Below are 22,864 nucleotides of genomic sequence, written 5' to 3' on the forward strand. Positions count from 1 at the left end.
CTTTATTGCTTCTGCATAAAAAAATTACTGGGGATCCCTCAGCCCCGTGGGAGAGGGTTAGGGTGAGGGCATCAGGCCGCACTGATGCCTCCTCCCCCGTCCTCCTCCCCCAATAAATCCCATCATGGTGAGCTATCCTTAACAACCCTGTGGCAAGGTGACGTCAATTTCATCAAAGGGGATTCGTGATGTTAAACGCCTGGCACCTTCCGGTTGCCCCATTTGTTAAGCAAAACAAAGACAACCTTGTGATTACGCTCTGGCTGGCAGGGGAAAATCAGCCTGAACGTGTGACCCTGCGCGCCGAAGTGGATAACGAAGAGACATCGCTGAAAATGCACAAGGTGCGCAGCCAGCCTCAGCCGGGTATTACGGCGTGGCGGGCGAATATCGATTTGCGCAGCGGACAGCCGCGTCGCCGCTACGGCTTCAAGCTGCTGTGGAACAACCGCCAGCTGTGGTTTACTCCGCAGGGCTTCAGCCGTTTCCCTCCGGCCAGGCTGGAGCAGTTTGCCGTGGATCACCCGGATAACGGCCCGCAGTGGGTTAACGATCAGGTCTTTTACCAGATTTTCCCGGACCGCTTTGCGCGCAGTGAAAAGCGCACCGCCGATCAGGACAAGGTTTATTACCATCATGCGGTCGGTCACGACATCATTCTGAAAAAATGGGACGAGCCGCTGACCGCCCAGGCGGGGGGATCGACCTTTTACGGCGGCGATCTCGACGGTATCAGCGAAAAACTGCCATACCTGAAAAAGCTCGGCGTGACGGCGCTGTACCTGAACCCGGTGTTTAAAGCGCCAAGCGTTCACAAATACGATACGCAGGACTACCGCCACGTTGACGAGCAGTTTGGCGGTGACGAGGCGCTGCTGCGGCTGCGCCACAACACGCAAAAAGAGGGTATGCGCCTGATCCTTGATGGCGTGTTCAATCACAGCGGTGATTCTCATGCGTGGTTCGACCGTCACAATCAGTCGATGGGCGGCGCATGCCATAATCCGGACTCCCCCCAGCGTGACTGGTACAGTTTTGACGAGAATGGCCGCGCCCTGGACTGGCTGGGCTACCCGAGTCTGCCGAAGCTCGATTTCCAGTCGTCAACGCTTGTGAATGAAATCTACGGCGGCGAAGACAGCATCGTGCGCCACTGGCTGAAAGCGCCGTGGAATATGGACGGCTGGCGGCTGGACGTGGTGCATATGCTGGGTGAAGCAGGCGGGGCGCGGAATAACCTTCAGCATGTCGCCGCCATTACCCGGTCGGCAAAAGCGGCCCGGTCGGAAGCATTCGTCTTCGGGGAGCACTTTGGCGACGCGCGTCAGTGGTTGCAGGCAGATGCAGAAGACGCGTCGATGAATTATCGCGGCTTCACCTTCCCGCTGTGGGGCTTCCTCGCTAACACCGATATCTCTTACGATCCACAGAATATTGACGCTGAAACCTGCATGGCGTGGATGGAGAACTATCGCGCTGGCCTGTCTCATCAGCAGCAGCTTCGGATGTTTAACCAGCTCGACAGCCACGATACCGCGCGCTTTAAATCGCTGCTGGGTAAAGATGTGGCGCGTCTGCCGCTGGCGGTGACCTGGCTTTTCACCTGGCCGGGCGTGCCGTGCATCTATTACGGAGATGAAGTGGGGCTGGACGGTAACAACGATCCGTTCTGCCGCAAAACCTTCCCATGGGAGCCTGAAAAGCAGGATCAGGATCTGTTCAGCCTGTACCAGCGTATGGCGACACTACGCAAGCAGAGCCAGGCCCTGCGCTACGGGGGCTGTCAGGTGATGTACGCACAAGATAATGTGGTGGTATTTGTCCGCGTCTACAACCAGCAGCGTGTGCTGGTGGCGATCAACCGGGGCGAGGCGTGTGAAGTGGTGCTGGAAGATTCACCGCTGCTGGCCGGTAAAACGTGGAAGAGCAAAGAGGGGAAAGCGACGTTACAGGAGAGCGTGCTCACGCTGCCGGCGATCTCCGCTACGGTCTGGTTCGGCAGCTAAGCGCAGGCAGCATGGTTTTCACCTTTTAGATGGCGCAAATGCAACTATTTGTGTCAATCTTAACGGATCTTTTACGGTGAAGGTGGAAACATGGACGAGCTTTACATCCTTGGCTGTTTGTTCCTGGTTTTTGCGCTGGTCGTGGCCCCCGTGCTTGCGGTGATAGGCTTTAATCGAAGCACGGCGGCGCGGCAGGAGATCGCCCGGCTTCGCCAGCGCATTGAGGCGCTTGAGCAGCACGGTGTAGCTGAGAAAGCGCCGGAGCCGGTGCAGACCGCCGCGCCAGTGGAAACACCAGCGCCGGTGCCAGAGGCCGTTAACGCACCTGTCGATCCCTGGCGTCCCGAACCGCCCGTCACTGAAGCAGAACCTGCGCCTGTCCCGGCGGCAAAACGGCCTTCCGCCTTTGGCGGCATCCTGTCCTCGCTGACGCGCTGGTTTATGCAGGGCAATCCGCTGGCAAAACTGGGGATTGTACTGCTCTTCCTCGGCCTCTCTTTCCTGCTGCGCTATACCGTTGAACATTCACTGTTTCCGCTTGAGCTGCGTCTTGCCGCCACGGCGCTGTTTGCCATGGTTCTGCTGGCCGTTGGATGGCGGCTGCGGCACAGGCAGCGGATCTACGCGCTGATCCTCCAGGGCGGGGCGACCGGCGTGCTTTACCTGACCGTCTTTGGCGCATTCCGGCTGTGGCAGATGCTGCCGATGACGCTGGCGTTTGCGCTGCTGGTGGTGATTTGTGCGGCGAGCGTCGGGCTGGCCGTGCTGCAAAAGGCGCTGAGCCTTGCCATGCTGGCGAGCCTGGGCGGATATCTTGCGCCGCTGCTCCTGTCTACCGGGGGCGGTAGCTTTGTGGCGCTGTTCTCCTTCTATCTTCTGCTCTCCATCGGCATTCTCGTCATCAGCATCTGGCAGCACTGGCGCGAGCTCAACCTGCTCGGGCTGCTCTTCACGTTTGGCGTTGGCGGAGTGTGGGGGCTGAGCAACTACCAGCCTGAAAACTATGTTATCTGTCAGCTGTTCCTGATTGCCAATACGCTTATTTTTGGCGTGTTTAGCGTAGCGCTGTCGCTGCGGGCGCAGGAAAAAGGCAAACAGATTATTGACGGCGTACTGCTGTTTGCACCGCCGCTGATTGGTTTTGGGATGCAGTACGGCATGACGTCGCACTGGACGTACGGCCCGGCGCTCAGCGCGCTGGGTTATGGTGCGTTTTATCTCTCACTGGCGTTCCTCGCGCTGCGACGTTACCCCTCCATTGGGCGACCACTGATTATGGCGGCGCTGGCGATTGGCGGCGGGTTTGCCACGCTTGCCATTCCGCTGGCGCTTTCGGCGCGCTGGACGGCGATGGCCTGGGCGCTGGAGGGGCTGGGTATCCTCTGGCTGGGCGTGCAACAGCAGCAGCGGCGTATGAGCTATAGCGGGACGGCGCTGCTGGTGCTGGCGCTCGGCAGCGCGATATGGGCGCAGATGGACGGCGTCACCTCCCTGAGCCTGCTGCTTATTTTCGCAGTGCTCAGTCTTTGCTGGGTGGCTGCGGCCTGGCTGTGGCGAAAAATCTCTCTGCCGGGTAGTTGGGCGCTGCTGGTCGGTGGGCTGCTGTTCTGGTTAGTGGCGCAACTGGGTGCGTCGCAACTGATCCTCAAGACAGAATTATCGGTTCTGGCGGGCGTGCTGGCGCTGACGGCGGCGTCGGCCTGGGGATGGCGGCAGGCTGCTGCTCGTCTGGCATGGCGGGAGCTGGATGCCAGCAAATGGCTGCTGTGGCCGGTGATGCTGCTGATGGTGCTTTATCAGGTCTGGCAACAGCAGATCCTGGCAGCCGGCTGGGCAAATCTGGCCTGGGCTATTGCGCTGCCTGCCGCCCTGATGCTGTTGCGGCGCGACGAAGATAAACTTCTTCCGCGCATCGCAATGGGGCTGCATCTGTCGCTGTTGTGGATGATTTTACTCGCCATGGCCGCCGAGCTTTACTGGTTTGCCCGCTCCCTGCCATGGGGCATGGCGGCCTGGGGAAGCGGCATTGCGATGGCTGTCGGCGGTGGGGTGATTATGGCGCTCTCCGCGGCCGTACGGCGTCGCGGGTGGCCGTTCCGGGTATGGCCTGCGCTCTACGCCTGCCTTGCCGTGATCCCTGTGGTTGTGGCGCTGGTGGTATTGCTGGTCGTGACTAATTTCCAGGACGGGGTAGTCTATCGACAGACCTGGCTGCCGCTGGTGAACCCGCTTGAGGAAGGGGCGTCGTTCGCGCTGCTGGGGCTGGTGGTGTTTTATCGGGCAGTGGATCGCCACTATCCGGCATCGCTTGCGCAGTCCCGACCGTGGTCCGCCGTTGTGCTGATGGCGCTTGGCTTCTGGTGGCTAAACGGCGCGCTGCTGCGCGCGCTGGCGTGGTACGGCGAGGTGGCCTGGAATATGGAGTCGTTGTGGCATTCGCGGCTTATCCAGACCACCTTTGCCCTGTTCTGGATGTTCTGCGCGCTGGTGGTCATGATCCGCGCCACCCGTCAGGCCTCCCGTCAGCAGTGGCTTGCCGGTGCGGTGCTGCTGGGGGTGGTCATGCTCAAACTGATGCTGGTGGACAGCGCGGGCGGTGGCGGCCTGGCGCGTGCTGTCGCGTTTATTGGCGTGGCGATCCTGGTCCTGATTGTGGGCTATTTCTCGCCGCTACCGCCTAAAGCAGGAGAAGAAAAATGAAATGGATGAAATCGGTTGTTTGTGCGGCACTGCTGGCCGTCGCCGGTCCGGCATTCAGCGAGGGCGCGCCGGTGGAATCCCCGCGGGATTATGCCTATGGCCTGTCCCTTGATACCTCTGCCTCTTCGCCGTGGTATCGGGTCATGCTGCCGCTGGCGGTTTATCAGCAGAGCACATCGCCCGATCTGCGCGACGTGCGCGTGTTTAATCAGTCGGGCGAGCCGGTACCGTTCAGCCTGGTTACCACGACGCGTCCGCAGCCAGCACCGACCACCACGGCGCTGCGCCTCTTTGCGCTTAACGCCTCGACGGGCGGGGAAGAGGGCAGTGGCGATAAAATTATGTTACGTGCCAGAAACGGCGTGGAGATTGTGCTGGAAGGGCAACACGCGGCGGCTGCCGGACAGCATTATCTGCTGACCCTGCCGGAAAACGCGACGGAGGTTCCGCTCTCTCAGCTCCAGCTTTTCTGGGACACGCCGCAGGGCTCGTGGCAGGGGACGGCATCGGTCTATTACAGCGAGGATCTAAAAAACTGGTATACCCTGCGCGAAGAGATGCCCCTGCTGGACGTGATGAGTGGACAGGATCGCCTGAAGCTCGACCGCATCGATACCGATCTGGTGTTATCTCCTGAGGCGAATCGCTATCTGCTGCTGGTGCTGAACACGGGGCGTTCAGCCCTGACGTTAACCGGCGTCAACGCGATTAACGCTCCTGCGCAGCCGGAATCAGAGCACATTAGCCTGGCGGGAGAGGGGGAGCGGCTATCCGAAAGCGAAGCCGTGTGGCGCTGGACGCATCCGCAGCCTCTGAGTGCGATCGCCTTCATGCTGAATGGTGACGGCGTTCTCCCGGCAGAAATAGCCTGGCGGGGGGCTGACAAGGATCGGTGGCATACGCTGAAAAAAGAGGTGATCTACCAGCTCGGCGGCAAAACGTCTGAACCTGTTCCGCTCCCGGGCGGGCTGGTCGAGGCGGTAAAAATCAAGACCTTCAATGCGCGTTTGCCAGAGAACCTGCCGGGCGTGATCGGGCAACGCGTGCGCTATGATCTGGTGTTCAACGCGCAGGGGAAGGGGCCGTATCTGCTTGCGTGGGGGAACGGGGCTGCGAAACCGGCAAGCGTGGAGACGGATATGCTGATCCCGACCGAACTGCGTAAAACCTACGATCTGGCAGCCCTGCCGATGGCGGATACGCTGGAACCTGTCCCGCTGGGCGGCGAGGCGCGTTTAACCGCGACGTCTGCGGCTGAGCAGGAAAGCAGAATGAAAACGCTGATGGTCTGGGGCGTACTGATCGTCGGGGTGATGGTGCTTGCGGGTATGGCATGGCGCATCTGGCGCGAGGTAAAAAAAGACGGCGCAGCATAAGCCATAAAAAAACCCGCGTAGTCGCGGGTTTTTTTCGTAAACCGTGCCGATTACAGGCTGGATACGTTCTCAGACAGGTATTTAGCTACGCCGTCTGGGGAAGCCGCCATACCTTCTTTACCTTTTTCCCACTGAGCCGGGCACACTTCACCGTGCTCTTCGTGGAACTGGAGCGCGTCAACCATGCGCAGCATTTCGTCAATGTTACGACCCAGCGGCAGATCGTTCACAACCTGGTGACGAACGATGCCGTTCGCGTCGATCAGGAAAGAACCACGCAGCGCAACGCCAGCGTCCGGATGTTCGATACCGTAAGCCTGCTGGATTTCGCGTTTGATGTCCGCAACCATCGCGTATTTCACCGCACCGATGCCGCCGTTTTCGACAGGGGTGTTACGCCATGCGTTGTGTACAAATTCAGAGTCGAAGGAGACGCCAACCACTTCCACGCCACGCTTCTGGAATTCTTCGTAACGTTTGTCGAACGCGATCAGCTCAGACGGGCAAACGAAAGTGAAGTCCATTGGCCAGAAGAACAGAACGGTCGCTTTACCGTTGGTGTGCTGTTTGAAGTTGAAGTTTTCAACGATTTCACCGTTGCCCAGAACGGCGGCAGCTGTAAAATCCGGAGCCGGACGAGTTACCAGAACCATATGATTCTCCTGTAGATACTAAGGTTATTTGGAACGCAACGCGGGCCAGTATAGAGGCAGCGCGGGAATAAGACAAAGAGGTGGTAACAATCGTTACACCAGCTTTTACCTATCAATCGAACCGGCATCACAGTTCTTTATTTTTCGCCTGCGCCATCATGCGCGGGTAGAACTGCCAGAAGCGCGTTTCCAGCGCGTCATAATGTTTGTCCAGGTCGTGCCAGGAGTCGCGCAGCGCGTCCAGACGCGGTCGACGGCTGGCCATGCCGTTGAGCACGTTCTGAATGAAATCCATCTCGCGGTAACGCTCCAGCCAGCGTTCAGACCACAGATAGTTATTCAGATTCACAAAGCGCGGTGGGGAGTCCGGCAAAATGATCGACACCTGCGCGTGGGCGTAGCGCACAAACTCAGGCAGCGACATATCAGGCGACAGCTGGGACCAGTGGCGCGACAGGAAATGATCCCACATGACGTCGAGCGTGATCGGCGCCACGCGTCGCGTTTCGGGGCGGAACCAGGCTTTGGCTTCCGTCACTTCCGGCAGGTTATCGGTCAGCACGTCGATGCGGCGGTGCATAAAAATCCCGTCGATAACCTCGGGGGAATAATCTTCCGCGGGGTTGCCGCGTACGAAATCGGCCAGCAAATTGCCGGAGAGGGAGCTGTCCGCGAGGTGAGCGAGATGCAGGTGAGCGAGAAAATTCATGCGTTTTATTTGTCCGGTGGCGGCTAGTTGTTGCAGCAAATGGGTGTGAGCACTAGACTATGCCGCCTGTTTTTAAGTCACGAGTATACGTCATGCGCGTCGCCGATTTCTCCTTTGAACTACCTGAATCCCTGATTGCTCACTACCCCATGCCTGAGCGTAGCAGCTGTCGCTTGCTGTCACTGGACGGGCCAACGGGCGCGCTGACGCACGGTACTTTCACCGATCTGCTCGACAAGCTCAACCCTGGCGATCTGCTGGTCTTTAACAATACCCGCGTGATCCCAGCGCGTCTGTTTGGCCGTAAAGCCAGCGGCGGCAAGATTGAGGTGCTGGTCGAACGTATGCTCGATGATAAACGTATTCTGGCACATATTCGCGCATCCAAAGCGCCGAAGCCGGGCGCTGAACTGCTGCTGGGTGATGACGAGAGCATCAAAGCGACCATGACCGCGCGTCACGACGCGCTGTTCGAGGTGGAGTTTAACGACGAGCGCACGGTGCTTGATATCCTCAACGCCATCGGCCACATGCCGCTGCCGCCGTACATTGAACGCCCGGATGAAGAAGCCGACCGCGAGCTGTATCAGACCGTCTACAGCCAGAAGCCTGGCGCAGTGGCGGCGCCAACGGCGGGCCTGCACTTTGATGAACCGCTGCTGGAAAAGTTGCGCGCCAAGGGTATTGAGATGGCCTTCGTGACGCTGCACGTCGGCGCGGGGACGTTCCAGCCGGTGCGCGTGGACAGCATCGAAGACCACATCATGCACTCTGAGTATGCCGAAGTGCCGCAGGAGGTGGTTGATGCGGTGCTGGCGGCGAAAGCGCGCGGTAGCCGCGTCGTGGCCGTCGGTACAACGTCGGTACGTTCCCTTGAGAGCGCTGCGCAGGCCGCGAAAAAAGAGCTGATTGAGCCCTTCTTTGGCGATACGCAGATCTTTATCTACCCGGGCTATCAGTACAAAGTCATTGATGCGCTGGTGACCAACTTCCATCTGCCTGAATCGACGCTGATTATGCTGGTCTCCGCGTTTGCGGGGTATCAGCATACGATGAACGCCTACAAGTCTGCGGTAGAACAAAAATATCGCTTTTTTAGCTACGGTGACGCGATGTTTATCACGTACAATCCGCAGGCTTTGAATGAGCGTGTCGGGGAATAAGTCCGCGGCACCGTGTTACAACGTTGGACTGTTTTTCTGACGTCGGAGAAAAAATGAAATTTGAACTCGATACCACCGATGGCCGCGCGCGTCGCGGTCGCCTGGTGTTTGATCGCGGCGTGGTAGAAACCCCCGCGTTTATGCCTGTGGGCACGTACGGCACCGTAAAAGGAATGACGCCGGAAGAAGTTGAAGCCACTGGCGCACAGATTATTCTCGGCAACACCTTCCACCTGTGGCTGCGTCCAGGCCAGGAGATCATGAAGCTCCACGGCGACCTGCACGACTTCATGCAGTGGAAAGGCCCCATCCTCACCGACTCCGGCGGTTTCCAGGTCTTCAGCCTGGGCGATATCCGTAAGATCACCGAGCAGGGCGTACACTTCCGTAACCCGATCAACGGCGATCCAATCTTCCTCGATCCGGAAAAGTCTATGGAGATTCAGTACGATCTCGGCTCCGATATCGTGATGATCTTCGACGAATGTACGCCATACCCGGCGGACTGGGACTATGCCAAACGTTCCATGGAGATGTCCCTGCGTTGGGCGAAGCGTAGCCGCGACCGTTTTGACTCCCTGCAAAACAAAAATGCGCTGTTCGGCATTATCCAGGGCAGCGTTTACGAAGATTTACGCGATATCTCGGTTAAAGGTCTGGTAGAGATAGGCTTTGATGGCTACGCTGTCGGCGGTTTGGCTGTGGGTGAGCCGAAGGAAGATATGCACCGTATTCTGGAGCATGTCTGCCCGCAAATCCCGGCGGATAAACCACGATACCTGATGGGTGTGGGTAAACCAGAAGATCTGGTGGAAGGCGTACGTCGCGGCATTGATATGTTCGACTGCGTTATGCCAACCCGAAACGCACGTAACGGTCATCTGTTCGTTACCGATGGCGTGGTGAAAATCCGTAACGCGAAGCATAAGAGTGACACCAGCCCGCTCGATTCCGAGTGCGATTGCTATACCTGTCGCAATTATTCTCGCGCGTATCTGCATCATCTCGATCGTTGCAACGAGATTTTGGGGGCGCGTCTCAATACCATTCATAATCTTCGTTATTATCAGCGCTTAATGGCTGGTTTACGTAAGGCTATCGAAGAGGGTAAATTAGAGAGCTTCGTGACCGATTTCTACCAACGTCAGGGGCGGGATGTTCCACCGTTGAACGTTGATTAATTTTAATAATGAGGGAATTTGAATGAGCTTTTTTATTTCTGATGCGGTAGCAGCAACGGGTGCACCAGCGCAGGGCAGCCCGATGTCTCTGATTCTGATGCTGGTTGTGTTCGGTCTGATCTTCTACTTCATGATCCTGCGTCCACAGCAGAAGCGTACTAAAGAGCACAAAAACCTGATGAACTCCATCGCGAAGGGCGATGAAGTCCTGACCAATGGTGGCCTGGTGGGTCGCGTAACCAAAGTAGCGGAAAACGGCTACATTGCTATCGCCCTGAACGACACCACTGAAGTGGTTATCAAACGTGACTTCGTAGCTGCCGTTCTGCCGAAAGGCACCATGAAGGCGCTGTAATCCCAACTTTTCCCAAAGGGAACTGCCGTGTTAAACCGTTATCCTTTGTGGAAGTACATCATGCTGGTCGTCGTGATTATCGTCGGCCTGCTGTACGCGCTTCCCAACCTGTATGGTGAGGATCCGGCCGTTCAAATCACTGGCGCGCGCGGTGTCGCCGCCAGTGAGCAAACGCTGATCCAGGTCCAGAAAACGTTACAAGAAGAAAAAATTACCGCTAAGTCTGTGGCACTGGAAGAGGGCGCAATTCTTGCTCGCTTCGACACCACCGACACGCAGCTCCGCGCACGTGAAGCGCTGATGGGCGTGCTGGGTGATAAATATGTCGTGGCGCTTAACCTTGCTCCTGCAACCCCACGCTGGCTGGCTGCGCTGAACGCAGAGCCAATGAAACTGGGTCTTGACCTGCGTGGCGGCGTTCACTTCCTGATGGAAGTGGATATGGATACCGCGCTCGGCAAGCTACAGGAACAGAATATCGACAGCCTGCGCAGCGATCTGCGCGATAAAGGCATTCCGTACACCACCGTACGTAAAGAAGATAACTACGGCATGAGCATCACGTTCCGCGACAGCGCGGCACGCGATCAGGCTGTGACCTATCTGTCTCAGCGTCACCGCGATCTGGTGATCACCTCTCAGGGCAGCAACCAGCTGCGTGCGGTAATGACCGACGCGCGTCTGAGTGAAGCACGTGAGTACGCCGTTCAGCAGAACATTAACATTCTGCGTAACCGTGTAAACCAGCTGGGCGTGGCTGAGCCACTGGTACAGCGTCAGGGTGCTGACCGTATCGTGGTCGAACTGCCAGGTATCCAGGATACCGCCCGTGCGAAAGAGATTCTGGGCGCGACGGCGACTCTGGAGTTCCGTCTGGTTAACGCCAACGTTGACCAGGCTGCTGCGGCTTCAGGCCGTGTGCCGGGCGATTCCGAAGTGAAACAGACCCGCGAAGGCCAGCCGGTTGTGCTGTACAAACGCGTGATCCTGACGGGTGACCATATCACCGACTCCACTTCAAGCCAGGATGAGTACAACCAGCCGCAGGTTAACATCTCGCTGGACAGCGCAGGTGGCAACATCATGTCTAACTTCACCAAGGACAACATCGGCAAGCCGATGGCGACCCTGTTCGTGGAGTACAAAGACAGCGGTAAGAAAGATGCCAATGGCCGTGCCGTGCTGGTGAAAGAGGAAGAGGTGATTAACATCGCCAACATCCAGTCTCGTCTGGGTAACAGCTTCCGTATTACCGGTATCAGCAACCCGAACGAAGCGCGTCAGCTCTCTCTGCTGCTGCGTGCCGGTGCGCTGATTGCGCCAATTCAGATTGTTGAAGAGCGTACCATCGGTCCAACCCTGGGTATGCAGAACATCAAGCAGGGTCTGGAAGCGTGTCTGGCCGGTCTGGCGGTGTCCATCATCTTCATGATCTTCTTCTATAAGAAGTTCGGCCTGATTGCGACCTCCGCGCTGATTGCCAACCTGGTGCTGATCATCGGTATCATGTCCCTGCTGCCGGGGGCGACGCTAACCATGCCGGGTATCGCGGGTATCGTTCTAACCCTTGCGGTGGCGGTCGACGCCAACGTACTGATAAACGAACGTATTAAAGAAGAGCTGAGCAACGGTCGTTCTGTACAGCAGGCGATTGAAGAAGGCTACAAAGGGGCGTTCAGCTCCATCTTCGATGCGAACGTAACAACACTGATTAAGGTTCTTATCCTGTATGCAGTGGGTACTGGCGCGATCAAAGGCTTTGCGATTACTACCGGTATCGGTGTCGCAACGTCGATGTTTACCGCTATTGTCGGCACCCGTGCCATCGTGAACCTGCTGTACGGCGGCAAGCGCGTCAAAAAGCTGTCTATCTGAGGAGTGCGTTGTGGCACAGGAATATACTGTTGAACAATTGAACCACGGCCGTAAAGTCTGGGACTTTATGCGCTGGGACTACTGGGCCTTCGGCATTTCAGGTTTTCTGCTGATCTTGTCCATCGTCATTATGGGCGTGAAAGGCTTTAACTGGGGTCTGGATTTCACCGGTGGTACGGTGATCGAAATTACCCTGGAAAAACCGGTCGATATGGACCAGATGCGTGAGTCTCTGCAAAAAGCGGGCTTTGAAGAGCCGTTGCTACAGAACTTCGGCAGCAGCCGCGACATCATGGTGCGTATGCCGCCGGTACACGATGCCAACGGCAGCCAGGAGCTGGGCAGCAAGGTCGTTCAGGTTATTAACGAAACGACCAGCCAGGATGCAACGGTCAAGCGTATTGAGTTTGTCGGCCCGAGCGTTGGTGCTGACCTGGCACAGACCGGTGCGATGGCGCTACTGGTGGCGCTGATCTCGATTCTGATTTACGTCGGTTTCCGCTTTGAGTGGCGACTGGCGGCAGGCGTGGTTATCGCTCTGGCGCACGACGTGGTGATCACCATGGGCATACTGTCTCTCTTCCACATTGAGATTGACCTGACGATTGTGGCATCCCTGATGTCCGTTATCGGTTACTCACTGAACGACAGTATCGTGGTATCTGACCGTATTCGTGAAAACTTCCGTAAGATCCGTCGCGGCACGCCGTACGAAATCTTTAACGTGTCGTTGACCCAGACGCTGCACCGTACGTTGATCACCTCCGGCACCACCCTGATGGTGATCCTGATGCTGTTCCTGTTCGGTGGCCCGGTGCTGGAAGGCTTCTCGCTGACCATGCTGATCGGTGTGTCTATCGGTACGGCCTCGTCTATCTACGTCGCGTCCGCGCTGGCGCTGAAGCTGGGCATGAAGCGCGAGCATCTGATCCAGCAGAAAGTCGAGAAAGAAGGGGCGGATCAGCCGTCCATTCTGCCGTAAGAGTCTTATGCGGTATTGAAATCCCGGCCTGCTGGCCGGGATTTTTTTTGTCTATTCCTGACAGTATGCATACCGCGGCTTCCGGTTCGACAGGTGCCTCAATATTGTGCAGACGGAGAGACGTTTTAGCGAAAGTGCGGACAGAGCTCTGGCAAATTTTTTGCGGAAGGTGAAGCAGTAAAAAGCCGGGTGGCGTCTACGCCTTACCCGGCCTACATTCGGATCGTAGGCCCGGCAAGCGCAGCGCCACCGGGCGAAGTCCGCACAGGTTAGAAGTTGTAACCCACGACCAGGTAACCACCCCAACCGGTAGAGCGAACGCTGAAGTCGCCGTTGCCGAAGTTCAGGCTGGCGTCGTCGTTCCACTGGCCACCATTGTGCCAGTAACGCGCAACAACAGAGTAGTGCCAGTGATCGTAGTTCAGCGCCAGAATGTGGCTGGAGGCGATGGAGTTACTGGTACGAGCATGCTTCCCGTTGTTGTCATAGAAGTTATCGTCGCCCAGGTCTGAACCCCAGTCAAAGTTGGTGAAGCCGATATAGCTCAGGTTACCGCCCCACAGTTGAGTGATTGGCACAAAGTATTTCACTTTGAAACGGTAGCCATCCCACTCGTTCTCATTTGATGCGCCATAGTTCTGCCACTGGTATTTCGCATACACGTTCAGTGACAGGCTCATTGGCAGGCCGGTTTCGATGTCAGTACCCAGACCCATATACCAGGTGCTCTGTTCCTGAGAATCGTTGCGACCCATGTCATAGATGTAGTTGTTCGCGAAGTACCACTCTTTGAACGGACCAAACGCCAGGCTGGTGCCGGTCAGTTTGTCGATAGAGAAACGCGGTTCGATTTCCATGAACAGCGGGGAGCCATTGTTCCAGATACCTTTCGCATCGGAGTTACCGCCGAAGAATACCGGCAGATCGACGTAGCCGTAGAAATCAAACCAGTCTTTCTTGGCAAACGCTTCGTATTCCAGGTAGGTATCGTTGCGGATCTGCGGCCCGAAACGGGTGTGGTAGCTGCCTACCACGTTAACGCTCTGGTGCCACCAGTCGGAGAGGTATTGTGGTTTGTCGTTTTCCGCTGCGTTAACAGTGAAAGAGGAGGACAGTGCCAGCACGGCGCCAGCTGCGAGTAATGTTTTTTTCATAATCATGCCACTGATTGAAATTCCCTTCCGGGAGTGAAAAATGCGCGAATTGCGTTTCTAAATATTTCGTGTTTCTGCGGAGCCTATTATAGGAATCCTTGCTCACAAAAATATGTGTTGTTTCACATATCTCTCACATACGTAATCGATTGCGTTCACGTTTGCGTACTTTAAACGGCCGGGATTGTAGCGGCAATCATTTATGTTGCCAATCCATACGAAATGTAAATGTTAGCGGAGTGACATTTCACTCCGCTAAAAGGGCGGGTTATTGCGCGGCAGGTTGAATGTCGTGAATGCGGATAAAGCCCAACTGTTCTGGCGTCAGTCCGCTCAGCTGGAGCGGGATATCAACATCGCTCGGTGCCAGCGTGCTGGCGGGGGCGGTGAAGAGCTGATTCTTCACATTCACCTCCTGATAGCTCTCGGTGGTGCCCTGAATCTGGCCCCACTCTACGGTGCCGCTGAAGGCGGGAAGCGGATCGTTGGATTCACCCTGAATGCGTAATGTTGCGCGCGTACCATCAGCATTCGCTGCAACATTCACCAGAGACATCCTTAGCGTGCCAATCTGGCTGTTCAGACGCGCGGGCGTGTTTGCGCCCGGCAATAAATAAACGCCATTGCTGGATTTGGCATTCAGCGCGTTCTGCTGGGTGATCTTTACGGTTTCTTTATTAAGTTTGTCCATCGCCACATTGAGCGTATTCACGCTTTGTTTCATCTCGCGAACTTCACTTTGCTGTGCGCAGGCGCTGAGCGTGAACAGGCTCCCAACCAGCACTATTTTCAGGTAACGTCTTGTCATTGCGTTTAATTCCTTGAAATCACACATAGCTGCAATGGTAGACAGGATAGTGGCGTCAGGCATAGATCCTTTGTCTCAAAAAGCTCTTCCTTTGTTGTCGGGCCAGTTCAGGGTAAAATAGAAATCAGTTAACCAGATAACAGGGACATCGTATGCATTGCCCATTTTGCTCCGCTGTGGATACCAAAGTCATCGACTCACGTCTTGTAGGCGAAGGGTCTTCCGTGCGTCGTCGTCGGCAGTGTCTGGTGTGCAACGAGCGTTTTACCACCTTCGAGGTGGCAGAGCTGGTAATGCCGCGCGTGGTAAAAAGTAACGATGTGCGCGAACCGTTCAATGAAGAAAAACTGCGTAGCGGGATGCTCAAGGCGCTGGAAAAACGGCCCGTCAGCTCCGATGACGTCGAAATGGCGTTAAATCATATTAAATCTTATCTGCGGGGGCTAGGTGAGCGCGAAGTGCCGAGCAAAATGATCGGTAACCTGGTGATGGAACAGCTGAAAAAGCTCGATAAAGTCGCCTATATTCGCTTCGCCTCCGTTTACCGCAGCTTCGAAGACATTAAAGAGTTTGGCGAAGAGATCGCCCGCTTACAGGATTAAGCCTATGCAGGACGAGATGTACATGGCGAGAGCCATTAAGCTGGCGCAGCGCGGTCGGTTTACCACTCACCCTAACCCTAATGTCGGGTGCGTCATTGTTAAAGATGGCGAGATCGTGGGTGAAGGTTTTCACTACCGCGCAGGCGAGCCGCACGCTGAAGTGCATGCCCTGCGCATGGCGGGGGAGAGGGCGCGTGGCGCGACGGCTTACGTGACGCTGGAGCCATGCAGTCATCACGGGCGCACGCCTCCGTGCTGCGAAGCACTGATTGCGGCGGGAGTCTCGCGCGTTGTCGCCGCCATGCAGGATCCTAACCCGCAGGTGGCGGGCCGCGGGCTGTATCGTCTGCAACAGGAAGGGATCGACGTCAGTCACGGCCTGATGATGCAGGATGCCGAAGCCATCAACAAAGGCTTCCTGAAGCGTATGCGCACCGGCTTCCCGTTTATCCAGCTTAAGCTTGGCGCGTCACTGGATGGCCGCACGGCGATGGCGAACGGCGAGAGCCAGTGGATCACCTCGCCACAGGCAAGGCGCGATGTGCAACGTCTGCGCGCACAAAGCCATGCTATTCTCACCAGCAGTGAAACGGTGCTGGCTGACGATCCGGTCCTGACCGTGCGCTGGGATGAGCTGAATGCCGATACCCAGGCGCTCTATCCGCAGGAGAACCTGCGTCAGCCGCTGCGCATTATTATTGATAGCCAGAACCGCGTGACGCCGGAACACCGCATCGTGCAGCAGCCGGGGGAAACCTGGATTGCCCGCACCAAAGAAGATACGCGCGAGTGGCCGCAAGGCGTGCGCAGCATTATGGTGCCGGAACATAACGGGCATCTCGATCTCGTGGTGCTGATGATGTTGCTCGGCAAACAGCAGGTCAACAGCATCTGGGTTGAAGCCGGTCCGACGCTCGCCGGCGCACTGCTTCAGGCGGGGCTGGTGGATGAGCTTCTGGTCTACGTTGCGCCTAAACTGTTAGGTAATGACGCGCGCGGCCTGTTTGTGCTGCCCGGCCTTGAAAAACTGGCCGATGCGCCGCAACTCTCATTCAGCGAGATTCGTCCGGTAGGTCCGGATGTCTGCCTCCATTTAACGACAGCGTAATTGCTCCTGAAATAGGGAAGCAGTGCGCAAAGTATTATGATAAAATCCGCCCCCCTGCGGGGCCAAATGAACCCGTAAAGGAAGAGTATGAACATTATTGAAGCTGCTGTAGCTACCCCGGACGCTCGCGTCGCCATCACCATTGCGCGTTTCAACAACTTCATCAACGATAGCCTGCTGGAAGGTGCGGTTGACGCCCTGAAACGTATCGGCCAGGTTAAAGATGACAACATTACCGTCGTTTGGGTACCAGGTGCTTACGAACTGCCACTGGCAGCGGGCGCACTGGCGAAAACCGGTAAATACGACGCGGTGATTGCGCTGGGTACCGTTATTCGTGGCGGCACTGCGCACTTCGAATACGTTGCGGGCGGTGCAAGCAACGGTCTGGCACACGTTGCACAGGATGCTGAAATTCCTGTCGCGTTCGGCGTGCTGACCACCGAAAGTATTGAACAAGCCATCGAACGTGCTGGCACTAAAGCCGGTAACAAAGGTGCAGAAGCTGCACTGACCGCGCTTGAAATGATCAATGTATTGAAAGCCATCAAGGCCTGATTTTTTTGTAAGGGGAATTCCGTGAAACCTGCTGCTCGTCGCCGCGCCCGTGAATGTGCCGTCCAGGCACTTTACTCCTGGCAGTTGTCCCAGAACGACATCGCTGATGTTGAATACCAGTTCCTGTCAGAACAGGACGTGAAAGACGTTGACGTTCTGTACTTCCGTGAACTGCTGTCGGGAGTGGCGACTAATAGCGCGTATCTCGATGGTCTGATGAAGCCATACCTGTCCCGTCTGCTCGAAGAGCTGGGCCAGGTCGAAAAAGCAGTGTTGCGTATCGCGCTGTTTGAGCTGTCTAAACGTGATGATGTGCCGTACAAAGTGGCCATCAACGAAGCGATCGAACTGGCAAAAACCTTCGGCGCTGAAGACAGCCACAAGTTTGTAAACGGCGTGCTGGATAAAGCCGCACCTGCGATCCGTCCCCACAAAAAGTGATCCGCAAACCGGAGTCTTGCATTGCCTTTTTGGCAGTGCGGCTCCGGTTTTTTCTTTTATTTGCTGAGGCATAACGTATGGCATGCGGCGAATTCTCCCTGATTGCCCGTTATTTCGACCGTGTCAGAACCTCTCGTCTTGATGTTGAAACCGGCATTGGCGATGACTGCGCACTTCTCAATATTCCCGAAAAACAGACGCTGGCAATCAGCACCGACACCTTAGTATGTGGGCGTCACTTCCTGCCCGATATCGATCCTGCCGACCTGGCGTATAAGGCGCTGGCGGTAAACGTTAGCGATCTGGCGGCAATGGGCGCCGACCCGGCCTGGCTGACGCTGGCTCTGACCCTGCCGGAGGTGGATGAAGCCTGGCTTGAAGCCTTCAGCGATGCCCTGTTTGAACAGCTGAATTATTACGATATGCAGCTGATTGGCGGTGATACCACCGCCGGGCCGCTGTCGATGACCCTGGCAATCCACGGCTATGTGCCAGCGGGGCGCGCGCTGAAGCGTTCGGGCGCAAAACCGGGCGACTGGATCTACGTGACCGGTACGCCGGGGGATAGCGCGGCCGGGCTGGCGATCCTTCAGAACCGTTTAGCAGTTGAAGATGCTGACGATGCGGCGTACCTGGTGAAGCGCCACCTGCGGCCCACACCGCGTATTTTGCACGGTCAGGCGCTGCGCGAGCGGGCCAGTTCTGCTATCGATCTCTCTGACGGGCTGATCTCCGATCTCGGCCATATCCTGAAGGCCAGTGGCGTGGGCGCACGGATCGATCTGGATCTGTTCCCACTGTCAGAGCCGTTGCGTCGCCATGCCGATCCTGAACAGGCGCTGCGCTGGGCACTATCCGGTGGGGAAGATTATGAGCTGTGCTTTACCGTTCCCGAGCTGAATCGCGGGACGCTGGATGTGGCGTTAGCGCATCTGGGGGCGAAATTTACCTGCATCGGGCAGGTGATGCCGGAAAGTGAAGGGCTGCTGTTTGTCCGCGACGGTGCCCCGGTTACGCTTGACTGGAAAGGGTACGATCACTTCGCGTAATTTTGTGCGCTCTGTATTGCCGGGTGGCGCTGCGCTTACCCGGCCTACGGATTTTGTTCCCTGAATTGTTTATTTAAACCCTACCACCGGATGTTGCTGATACGGCGTCTCCAGCTCGGCAATCTGCTCCGGCGTCAACGATAAGTCCACCGCACTCAACAACTCGTCCAGCTGTTCTTCCCGCGATGTGCCCACAATCGGCGCGGCGACACCGCGCTTGCTCAGCAGCCACGCCAGCGCTACCTGCGCGCGCGTTGCACCGATATCGTCGGCGATCCCGGCTAATCGTTCGGCAATTAACGCATCGCTGGCTTCTGTATCGTCATACAGATTTTTACCTACTTCATCCGATACCAGCCGGGCGGTAGTTTCACCCCACGGACGGGTTAACCTTCCGCGCGCCAGCGGGCTCCACGGGATCACCGCCACGCCTTCCTGGTAGCAGAGCGGCAGCATCTCGCGTTCTTCTTCCCGGTAGATCAGGTTGTAGTGATCCTGCATAGTGACAAAGCGCGCCCAGCCGTTCTGCGCCTGGAGATCGAGCGCCTGAGCAAACTGTGAGGCATGCATGGACGATGCGCCGATGTAGCGCGCTTTACCGGTTTTCACGACGTCGTTCAACGCTTCAAGCGTCTCTTCGATCGGCGTGTTGTAATCCCAGCGGTGAATTTGCAGCAGGTCGACGTAATCCATGTTCAGGCGTCTGAGGCTGTCATCAATGGAGCGCAGGATCTGTGCGCGAGAAAGGCCTTCCGCCAGATCGCCTGACGGGTAATACACCTTGGTGGCGACCACAATCTCATCCCGACGGGCAAAATCTCGCAGGGCGCGGCCCACAATCTCTTCGCTGCTGCCGTCGGAGTAGCTGTTGGCGGTATCGAAGAAGTTGATGCCGCCGTCAATGGCGCGCTTAATGATAGGGCGGCTGCTCTCTTCCGGCAGCGTCCAGGCGTGATTTCCCCGGTCAGGCTCGCCAAACGTCATGCAGCCCAGGCAAAGCCGGGACACCTTGAGGTCTGTTTTTCCTAATGTCGTGTATTGCATGGTTCCGCTCCTGCTGTTTAAACAATACGTTTAAGCATAGCAGGAGCAGAAAAGGGGAGGGATCAGGCCAGCCAGGTGCGGATTTTAGCTTCGATACCGACGGCGTCCAGGCCAATGTCGGCGCGCGCCTCGTCCTGAGTGCCTTGCGGGATGAAGTGGTCCGGCAGGCCGAGATTAAGCACCGGAACGACTTTACGGTTCGCCATCAGCACTTCGTTCACACCGCTACCCGCGCCACCCATGATGGCGTTCTCTTCCAGCGTGACCAGCACCTCATGGCTTTCCGCCATGCTCAGAATCAGAGATTCATCGAGCGGCTTCACAAATCGCATATCGACGAGCGTCGCATTCAGGGTTTCAGCGACTTTTGCCGCTTCCGGCATCAGCGTACCAAAGTTCAGGATCGCCACTTTTTCACCGCGACGTTTCACCAGACCTTTACCGATATCCAGTTTTTCCAGCGGCCGTAATTCAACGCCAAGGGCATTGCCGCGTGGATAACGTACCGCACAGGGACCGTCCTGATAGTGGTAACCGGTATACAGCATCTGACGACACTCGTTTTCGTCGCTTGGCGTCATGATCACCATGTCCGGGATGCAGCGCAGGAAGGAGAGGTCAAATGCGCCCTGGTGCGTCTGGCCGTCAGCCCCCACGATGCCCGCACGGTCGATAGCAAACAGCACCGGCAGCTTCTGGATGGCAACGTCATGGATCACCTGATCGTAGGCGCGTTGCAGGAAGGTAGAGTAAATCGCTACCACCGGCTTGTAGCCGCCAATCGCCAGGCCCGCTGCGAAGGTCACCGCGTGCTGCTCGGCAATGGCGACGTCGAAATACTGGTCCGGGTATTTTTTGGAAAACTCGACCATGCCGGAGCCTTCACGCATGGCAGGCGTCACCGCCATCAGCGTGTTGTCTTTCGCCGCCGTTTCGCACAGCCAGTCGCCAAAGATTTTTGAGTAGCTCGGCATTCCGCCGCTGCTTTTCGGCAGACAACCGCTGGTATGGTCGAACTTGGGCACCGCGTGGAAGGTGATCGGATCTTTTTCCGCCGGTTCGTAACCACGCCCTTTTTTGGTCATGATATGCAGGAACTGCGGGCCTTTCAGGTCGCGCATGTTTTTAAGCGTCGTCACCAGACCTAACACATCGTGGCCGTCCACCGGGCCAATATAGTTAAAGCCCAGCTCTTCAAACAGCGTACCCGGCACGACCATGCCTTTGATATGTTCTTCGGTACGCTTAAGCAGCTCTTTGATCGGCGGTACGCCGGAGAAGACTTTTTTCCCGCCTTCGCGCAGTGACGAGTAAAGCTTACCGGACAGCAGCTGCGCCAGATGGTTATTCAGCGCGCCGACGTTCTCGGAGATCGACATTTCGTTATCGTTGAGGATCACCAGCATGTCCGGTTTGATATCGCCCGCGTGGTTCATGGCCTCAAAAGCCATCCCGGCGGTGATCGCCCCGTCACCAATCACGCAGACGGTACGGCGTTGCTTATTCTCTTTTTCGGCGGCAACGGCAATACCAATGCCCGCAGAAATGGAGGTGGAAGAGTGGCCGACGCTTAACACGTCAAACTCGCTCTCGCCGCGCCACGGGAACGGATGCAGGCCGCCTTTCTGGCGAATGGTGCCAATCTTATCGCGACGTCCGGTCAGAATTTTGTGCGGATAGGCCTGGTGGCCAACATCCCAGATCAGCTGATCGAACGGCGTGTTATAGACGTAATGCAACGCCACGGTCAGCTCAACCGTGCCAAGTCCGGAGGCGAAGTGGCCGCTGGAGCGGCTAACGCTGTCGAGCAGGTAGCGACGCAGCTCGTCACACAGCTTCGGCAGACTCTCTTTCGGCAACAGACGTAACTCCTGAGTGGAGTCAACTAACGCCAGTGTCGGGTATTTGGCAATATCAAAACTCATCAAAGGCTCATCGAGATATATAGTTTATTTATTACGCTGGATTATGTAGTCCGCTAGCGCTTCCAGTGCCGAGGTATCCAGCGATTGCGCGGCCAGCTCATTCAGTGACCGGCGGGCATCGTCTATCAGATCCCGGGCTTTACGTTGGGCATGCTCAAGGCCCAACAGGGCGGGGTAGGTACTTTTGCCAAGCTGCTGATCCGCACCCTGACGTTTTCCCAATGTTGCAGTATCGCCCACCACATCCAGAATGTCATCCTGAACCTGGAATGCCAGACCGATACTTTCTGCGTATCTGTCCAGAACCGGCAGGGCTTTACGCCCGCGTTCACCCGCGCTCAGCGCGCCCAGACGAACGGCTGCCCGAATCAGGGCGCCCGTTTTGTGACGGTGGATGCGTTCCAGCTGTTCCAGAGTTACTTGACGACCTTCAGCCTCTAAATCCAGCGCCTGGCCGCCGCACATCCCGGCGACGCCGCTGGCCATTGCCAGTTCGGACACCATTGCCAGACGATCGCGATCGCTCACTTCAACCATCGGCGCATCGCTCAGAATAGAGAACGCCAGGGTTTGCAGCGCATCACCCGCCAGAATGGCATTCGCTTCGCCGAACTTAATGTGGCAGGTCGGCTGACCGCGACGCAGATCGTCATCGTCCATGGCCGGCAAATCATCGTGGATCAGCGAATAGGCGTGGATACACTCCACGGCGGCTGCCGGGGCGTCCAGCGTGTTATCGCTGATACCGAACATGTTGCCCGTGGCATACACCAGGAACGGGCGCAGGCGTTTACCCCCCAAGAGTGCGCCATAGTGCATGGCTTCAACCAGAGGAGTGTTCTGAAAAGGCTGCGGCTCAATGAAACGGCGCAGCGCGTCGTTGGCGCGGATGACGCGCGCCTGAAGCGCGTTGGAAAAATCCATTTACTCGGCGTCCGGTGTGAATGGCGTGGTTTTAGCGTCTTCGCTGTCGGAAAGCAGGATCTGCACACGCTGCTCGGCCTGCTGGAGTTTTACCTGCCCCTGGCGCGCGAGCTGCACGCCGCGTTCAAATTCGTTGAGCGCGTCTTCCAGCGGGAGATCGCCGCTCTCAAGACGGGTAACGATCTGCTCCAGTTCACTCAGCGCAGTTTCGAAACTGGCCGGTGCGTCGTTTTTCTTCGGCATAGTGAATT

21 protein-coding genes and 1 pseudogene are annotated in these 22,864 nt (G+C 56.9%); 14 read left to right on the forward strand and 8 right to left on the reverse strand.

Annotation, left to right across the window (positions count from 1 at the left end):
* The first annotated feature begins 188 nt into the window (after nucleotides 1-188).
* The 3 genes from malZ to ACOT1A_RS13010 all read left to right on the forward strand — a co-directional run bounded on the left by malZ (nucleotide 189) and on the right by ACOT1A_RS13010 (nucleotide 6,082).
* A complete protein-coding gene (gene malZ, locus ACOT1A_RS13000; RefSeq protein ID WP_276170045.1) occupies nucleotides 189-2,006 on the forward strand; it encodes a maltodextrin glucosidase in 1,818 nt (605 codons plus the stop codon).
* A gap of 90 nt (nucleotides 2,007-2,096) precedes the next feature.
* The gene (locus tag ACOT1A_RS13005; protein WP_155025678.1) at nucleotides 2,097-4,706 is read left to right on the forward strand and encodes a DUF2339 domain-containing protein; all 2,610 of its coding nucleotides are present in this window, start codon (nucleotides 2,097-2,099) and stop codon (nucleotides 4,704-4,706) included.
* Nucleotides 4,703-6,082 (forward strand): DUF3999 domain-containing protein, encoded by a 1,380-nt coding sequence (locus tag ACOT1A_RS13010; RefSeq protein ID WP_276170046.1) that lies wholly within the window; start codon nucleotides 4,703-4,705, stop codon nucleotides 6,080-6,082. The genes ACOT1A_RS13005 and ACOT1A_RS13010 overlap by 4 nt, the downstream gene beginning before the upstream one ends.
* Nucleotides 6,083-6,132: 50 nt before the next feature.
* On the opposite strand, the gene ACOT1A_RS13015 is transcribed toward ACOT1A_RS13010, so the two are convergent.
* Nucleotides 6,133-6,735 (reverse strand): peroxiredoxin C, encoded by a 603-nt coding sequence (locus ACOT1A_RS13015; RefSeq protein ID WP_003859113.1) that lies wholly within the window; start codon nucleotides 6,733-6,735, stop codon nucleotides 6,133-6,135.
* Nucleotides 6,736-6,862: 127 nt separating this feature from the next.
* A complete protein-coding gene (gene acpH, locus ACOT1A_RS13020) occupies nucleotides 6,863-7,444 on the reverse strand; it encodes an ACP phosphodiesterase (RefSeq protein WP_022647220.1) in 582 nt (193 codons plus the stop codon).
* A gap of 92 nt (nucleotides 7,445-7,536) precedes the next feature.
* Between acpH and queA the strand changes: the two genes are divergently transcribed.
* The 6 genes and pseudogenes from queA to ACOT1A_RS13050 all read left to right on the forward strand — a co-directional run.
* A complete protein-coding gene (gene queA, locus ACOT1A_RS13025) occupies nucleotides 7,537-8,607 on the forward strand; it encodes a tRNA preQ1(34) S-adenosylmethionine ribosyltransferase-isomerase QueA (protein ID WP_022647221.1) in 1,071 nt (356 codons plus the stop codon).
* A gap of 53 nt (nucleotides 8,608-8,660) precedes the next feature.
* A complete protein-coding gene (tgt, locus tag ACOT1A_RS13030; RefSeq protein WP_003859110.1) occupies nucleotides 8,661-9,788 on the forward strand; it encodes a tRNA guanosine(34) transglycosylase Tgt in 1,128 nt (375 codons plus the stop codon).
* A gap of 22 nt (nucleotides 9,789-9,810) precedes the next feature.
* Nucleotides 9,811-10,143, forward strand: a complete 333-nt coding sequence (yajC, locus tag ACOT1A_RS13035; RefSeq protein ID WP_003859109.1) for a preprotein translocase subunit YajC — start codon at nucleotides 9,811-9,813, stop codon at nucleotides 10,141-10,143.
* 27 nt (nucleotides 10,144-10,170) lie between these two features.
* Nucleotides 10,171-12,018 carry a protein translocase subunit SecD gene (gene secD, locus ACOT1A_RS13040; RefSeq protein WP_032621613.1) on the forward strand — a complete coding sequence of 616 codons (1,848 nt, stop codon included), beginning with the start codon at nucleotides 10,171-10,173 and terminating at the stop codon, nucleotides 12,016-12,018.
* A gap of 10 nt (nucleotides 12,019-12,028) precedes the next feature.
* Entirely contained in the window at nucleotides 12,029-13,000 is a 972-nt protein-coding gene (gene secF, locus ACOT1A_RS13045; RefSeq protein ID WP_003859105.1) for a protein translocase subunit SecF, read from the forward strand.
* A gap of 70 nt (nucleotides 13,001-13,070) precedes the next feature.
* Nucleotides 13,071-13,181, forward strand: a pseudogene (locus ACOT1A_RS13050) (DNA-binding transcriptional regulator); the annotation flags it as partial.
* An 88-nt stretch (nucleotides 13,182-13,269) separates the two neighbouring features.
* Here the strand turns inward: ACOT1A_RS13050 and ACOT1A_RS13055 are convergent.
* A complete protein-coding gene (locus tag ACOT1A_RS13055; RefSeq protein ID WP_032621817.1) occupies nucleotides 13,270-14,154 on the reverse strand; it encodes a nucleoside-specific channel-forming protein Tsx in 885 nt (294 codons plus the stop codon).
* A 268-nt stretch (nucleotides 14,155-14,422) separates the two neighbouring features.
* The gene (locus ACOT1A_RS13060; RefSeq protein ID WP_022647224.1) at nucleotides 14,423-14,962 is read right to left on the reverse strand and encodes a DUF3251 domain-containing protein; all 540 of its coding nucleotides are present in this window, start codon (nucleotides 14,960-14,962) and stop codon (nucleotides 14,423-14,425) included.
* Between the two features lie 152 nt (nucleotides 14,963-15,114).
* Between ACOT1A_RS13060 and nrdR the strand changes: the two genes are divergently transcribed.
* The 5 genes from nrdR to thiL all read left to right on the forward strand — a co-directional run bounded on the left by nrdR (nucleotide 15,115) and on the right by thiL (nucleotide 18,720).
* On the forward strand, nucleotides 15,115-15,564 hold the full coding sequence (gene nrdR, locus ACOT1A_RS13065; protein ID WP_003859099.1) for a transcriptional regulator NrdR: 450 nt from the start codon (nucleotides 15,115-15,117) through the stop codon (nucleotides 15,562-15,564).
* Between the two features lie 4 nt (nucleotides 15,565-15,568).
* Nucleotides 15,569-16,672: a bifunctional diaminohydroxyphosphoribosylaminopyrimidine deaminase/5-amino-6-(5-phosphoribosylamino)uracil reductase RibD gene (gene ribD, locus ACOT1A_RS13070; RefSeq protein ID WP_276170047.1), complete on the forward strand. Its 1,104-nt coding sequence runs from the start codon at nucleotides 15,569-15,571 to the stop codon at nucleotides 16,670-16,672.
* An 87-nt stretch (nucleotides 16,673-16,759) separates the two neighbouring features.
* Nucleotides 16,760-17,230, forward strand: coding sequence for a 6,7-dimethyl-8-ribityllumazine synthase (ribE, locus tag ACOT1A_RS13075; protein WP_003859098.1), 471 nt, complete (start codon nucleotides 16,760-16,762; stop codon nucleotides 17,228-17,230).
* Nucleotides 17,231-17,251: 21 nt separating this feature from the next.
* On the forward strand, nucleotides 17,252-17,671 hold the full coding sequence (nusB, locus tag ACOT1A_RS13080; protein ID WP_006809908.1) for a transcription antitermination factor NusB: 420 nt from the start codon (nucleotides 17,252-17,254) through the stop codon (nucleotides 17,669-17,671).
* A 77-nt stretch (nucleotides 17,672-17,748) separates the two neighbouring features.
* A complete protein-coding gene (gene thiL / locus ACOT1A_RS13085) occupies nucleotides 17,749-18,720 on the forward strand; it encodes a thiamine-phosphate kinase (protein ID WP_022647226.1) in 972 nt (323 codons plus the stop codon).
* 69 nt (nucleotides 18,721-18,789) lie between these two features.
* On the opposite strand, the gene ACOT1A_RS13090 is transcribed toward thiL, so the two are convergent.
* The 4 genes from ACOT1A_RS13090 to xseB all read right to left on the reverse strand — a co-directional run bounded on the left by ACOT1A_RS13090 (nucleotide 18,790) and on the right by xseB (nucleotide 22,856).
* The gene (locus ACOT1A_RS13090; RefSeq protein ID WP_063199735.1) at nucleotides 18,790-19,764 is read right to left on the reverse strand and encodes an aldo/keto reductase; all 975 of its coding nucleotides are present in this window, start codon (nucleotides 19,762-19,764) and stop codon (nucleotides 18,790-18,792) included.
* Nucleotides 19,765-19,826: 62 nt separating this feature from the next.
* Entirely contained in the window at nucleotides 19,827-21,689 is a 1,863-nt protein-coding gene (gene dxs, locus ACOT1A_RS13095; RefSeq protein WP_022647228.1) for a 1-deoxy-D-xylulose-5-phosphate synthase, read from the reverse strand.
* A gap of 24 nt (nucleotides 21,690-21,713) precedes the next feature.
* Nucleotides 21,714-22,613, reverse strand: a complete 900-nt coding sequence (gene ispA, locus ACOT1A_RS13100) for a (2E,6E)-farnesyl diphosphate synthase (RefSeq protein WP_038415485.1) — start codon at nucleotides 22,611-22,613, stop codon at nucleotides 21,714-21,716.
* Nucleotides 22,614-22,856 carry an exodeoxyribonuclease VII small subunit gene (gene xseB, locus ACOT1A_RS13105; protein WP_003859094.1) on the reverse strand — a complete coding sequence of 81 codons (243 nt, stop codon included), beginning with the start codon at nucleotides 22,854-22,856 and terminating at the stop codon, nucleotides 22,614-22,616.
* Between the last annotated feature and the right edge of the window lie 8 nt (nucleotides 22,857-22,864).

Origin of the sequence: Enterobacter cloacae complex sp. SYL003 (assembly GCF_049236925.1) — a bacterium.
Taxonomy (GTDB): Bacteria; Pseudomonadota; Gammaproteobacteria; order Enterobacterales; family Enterobacteriaceae; genus Enterobacter; species Enterobacter intestinihominis.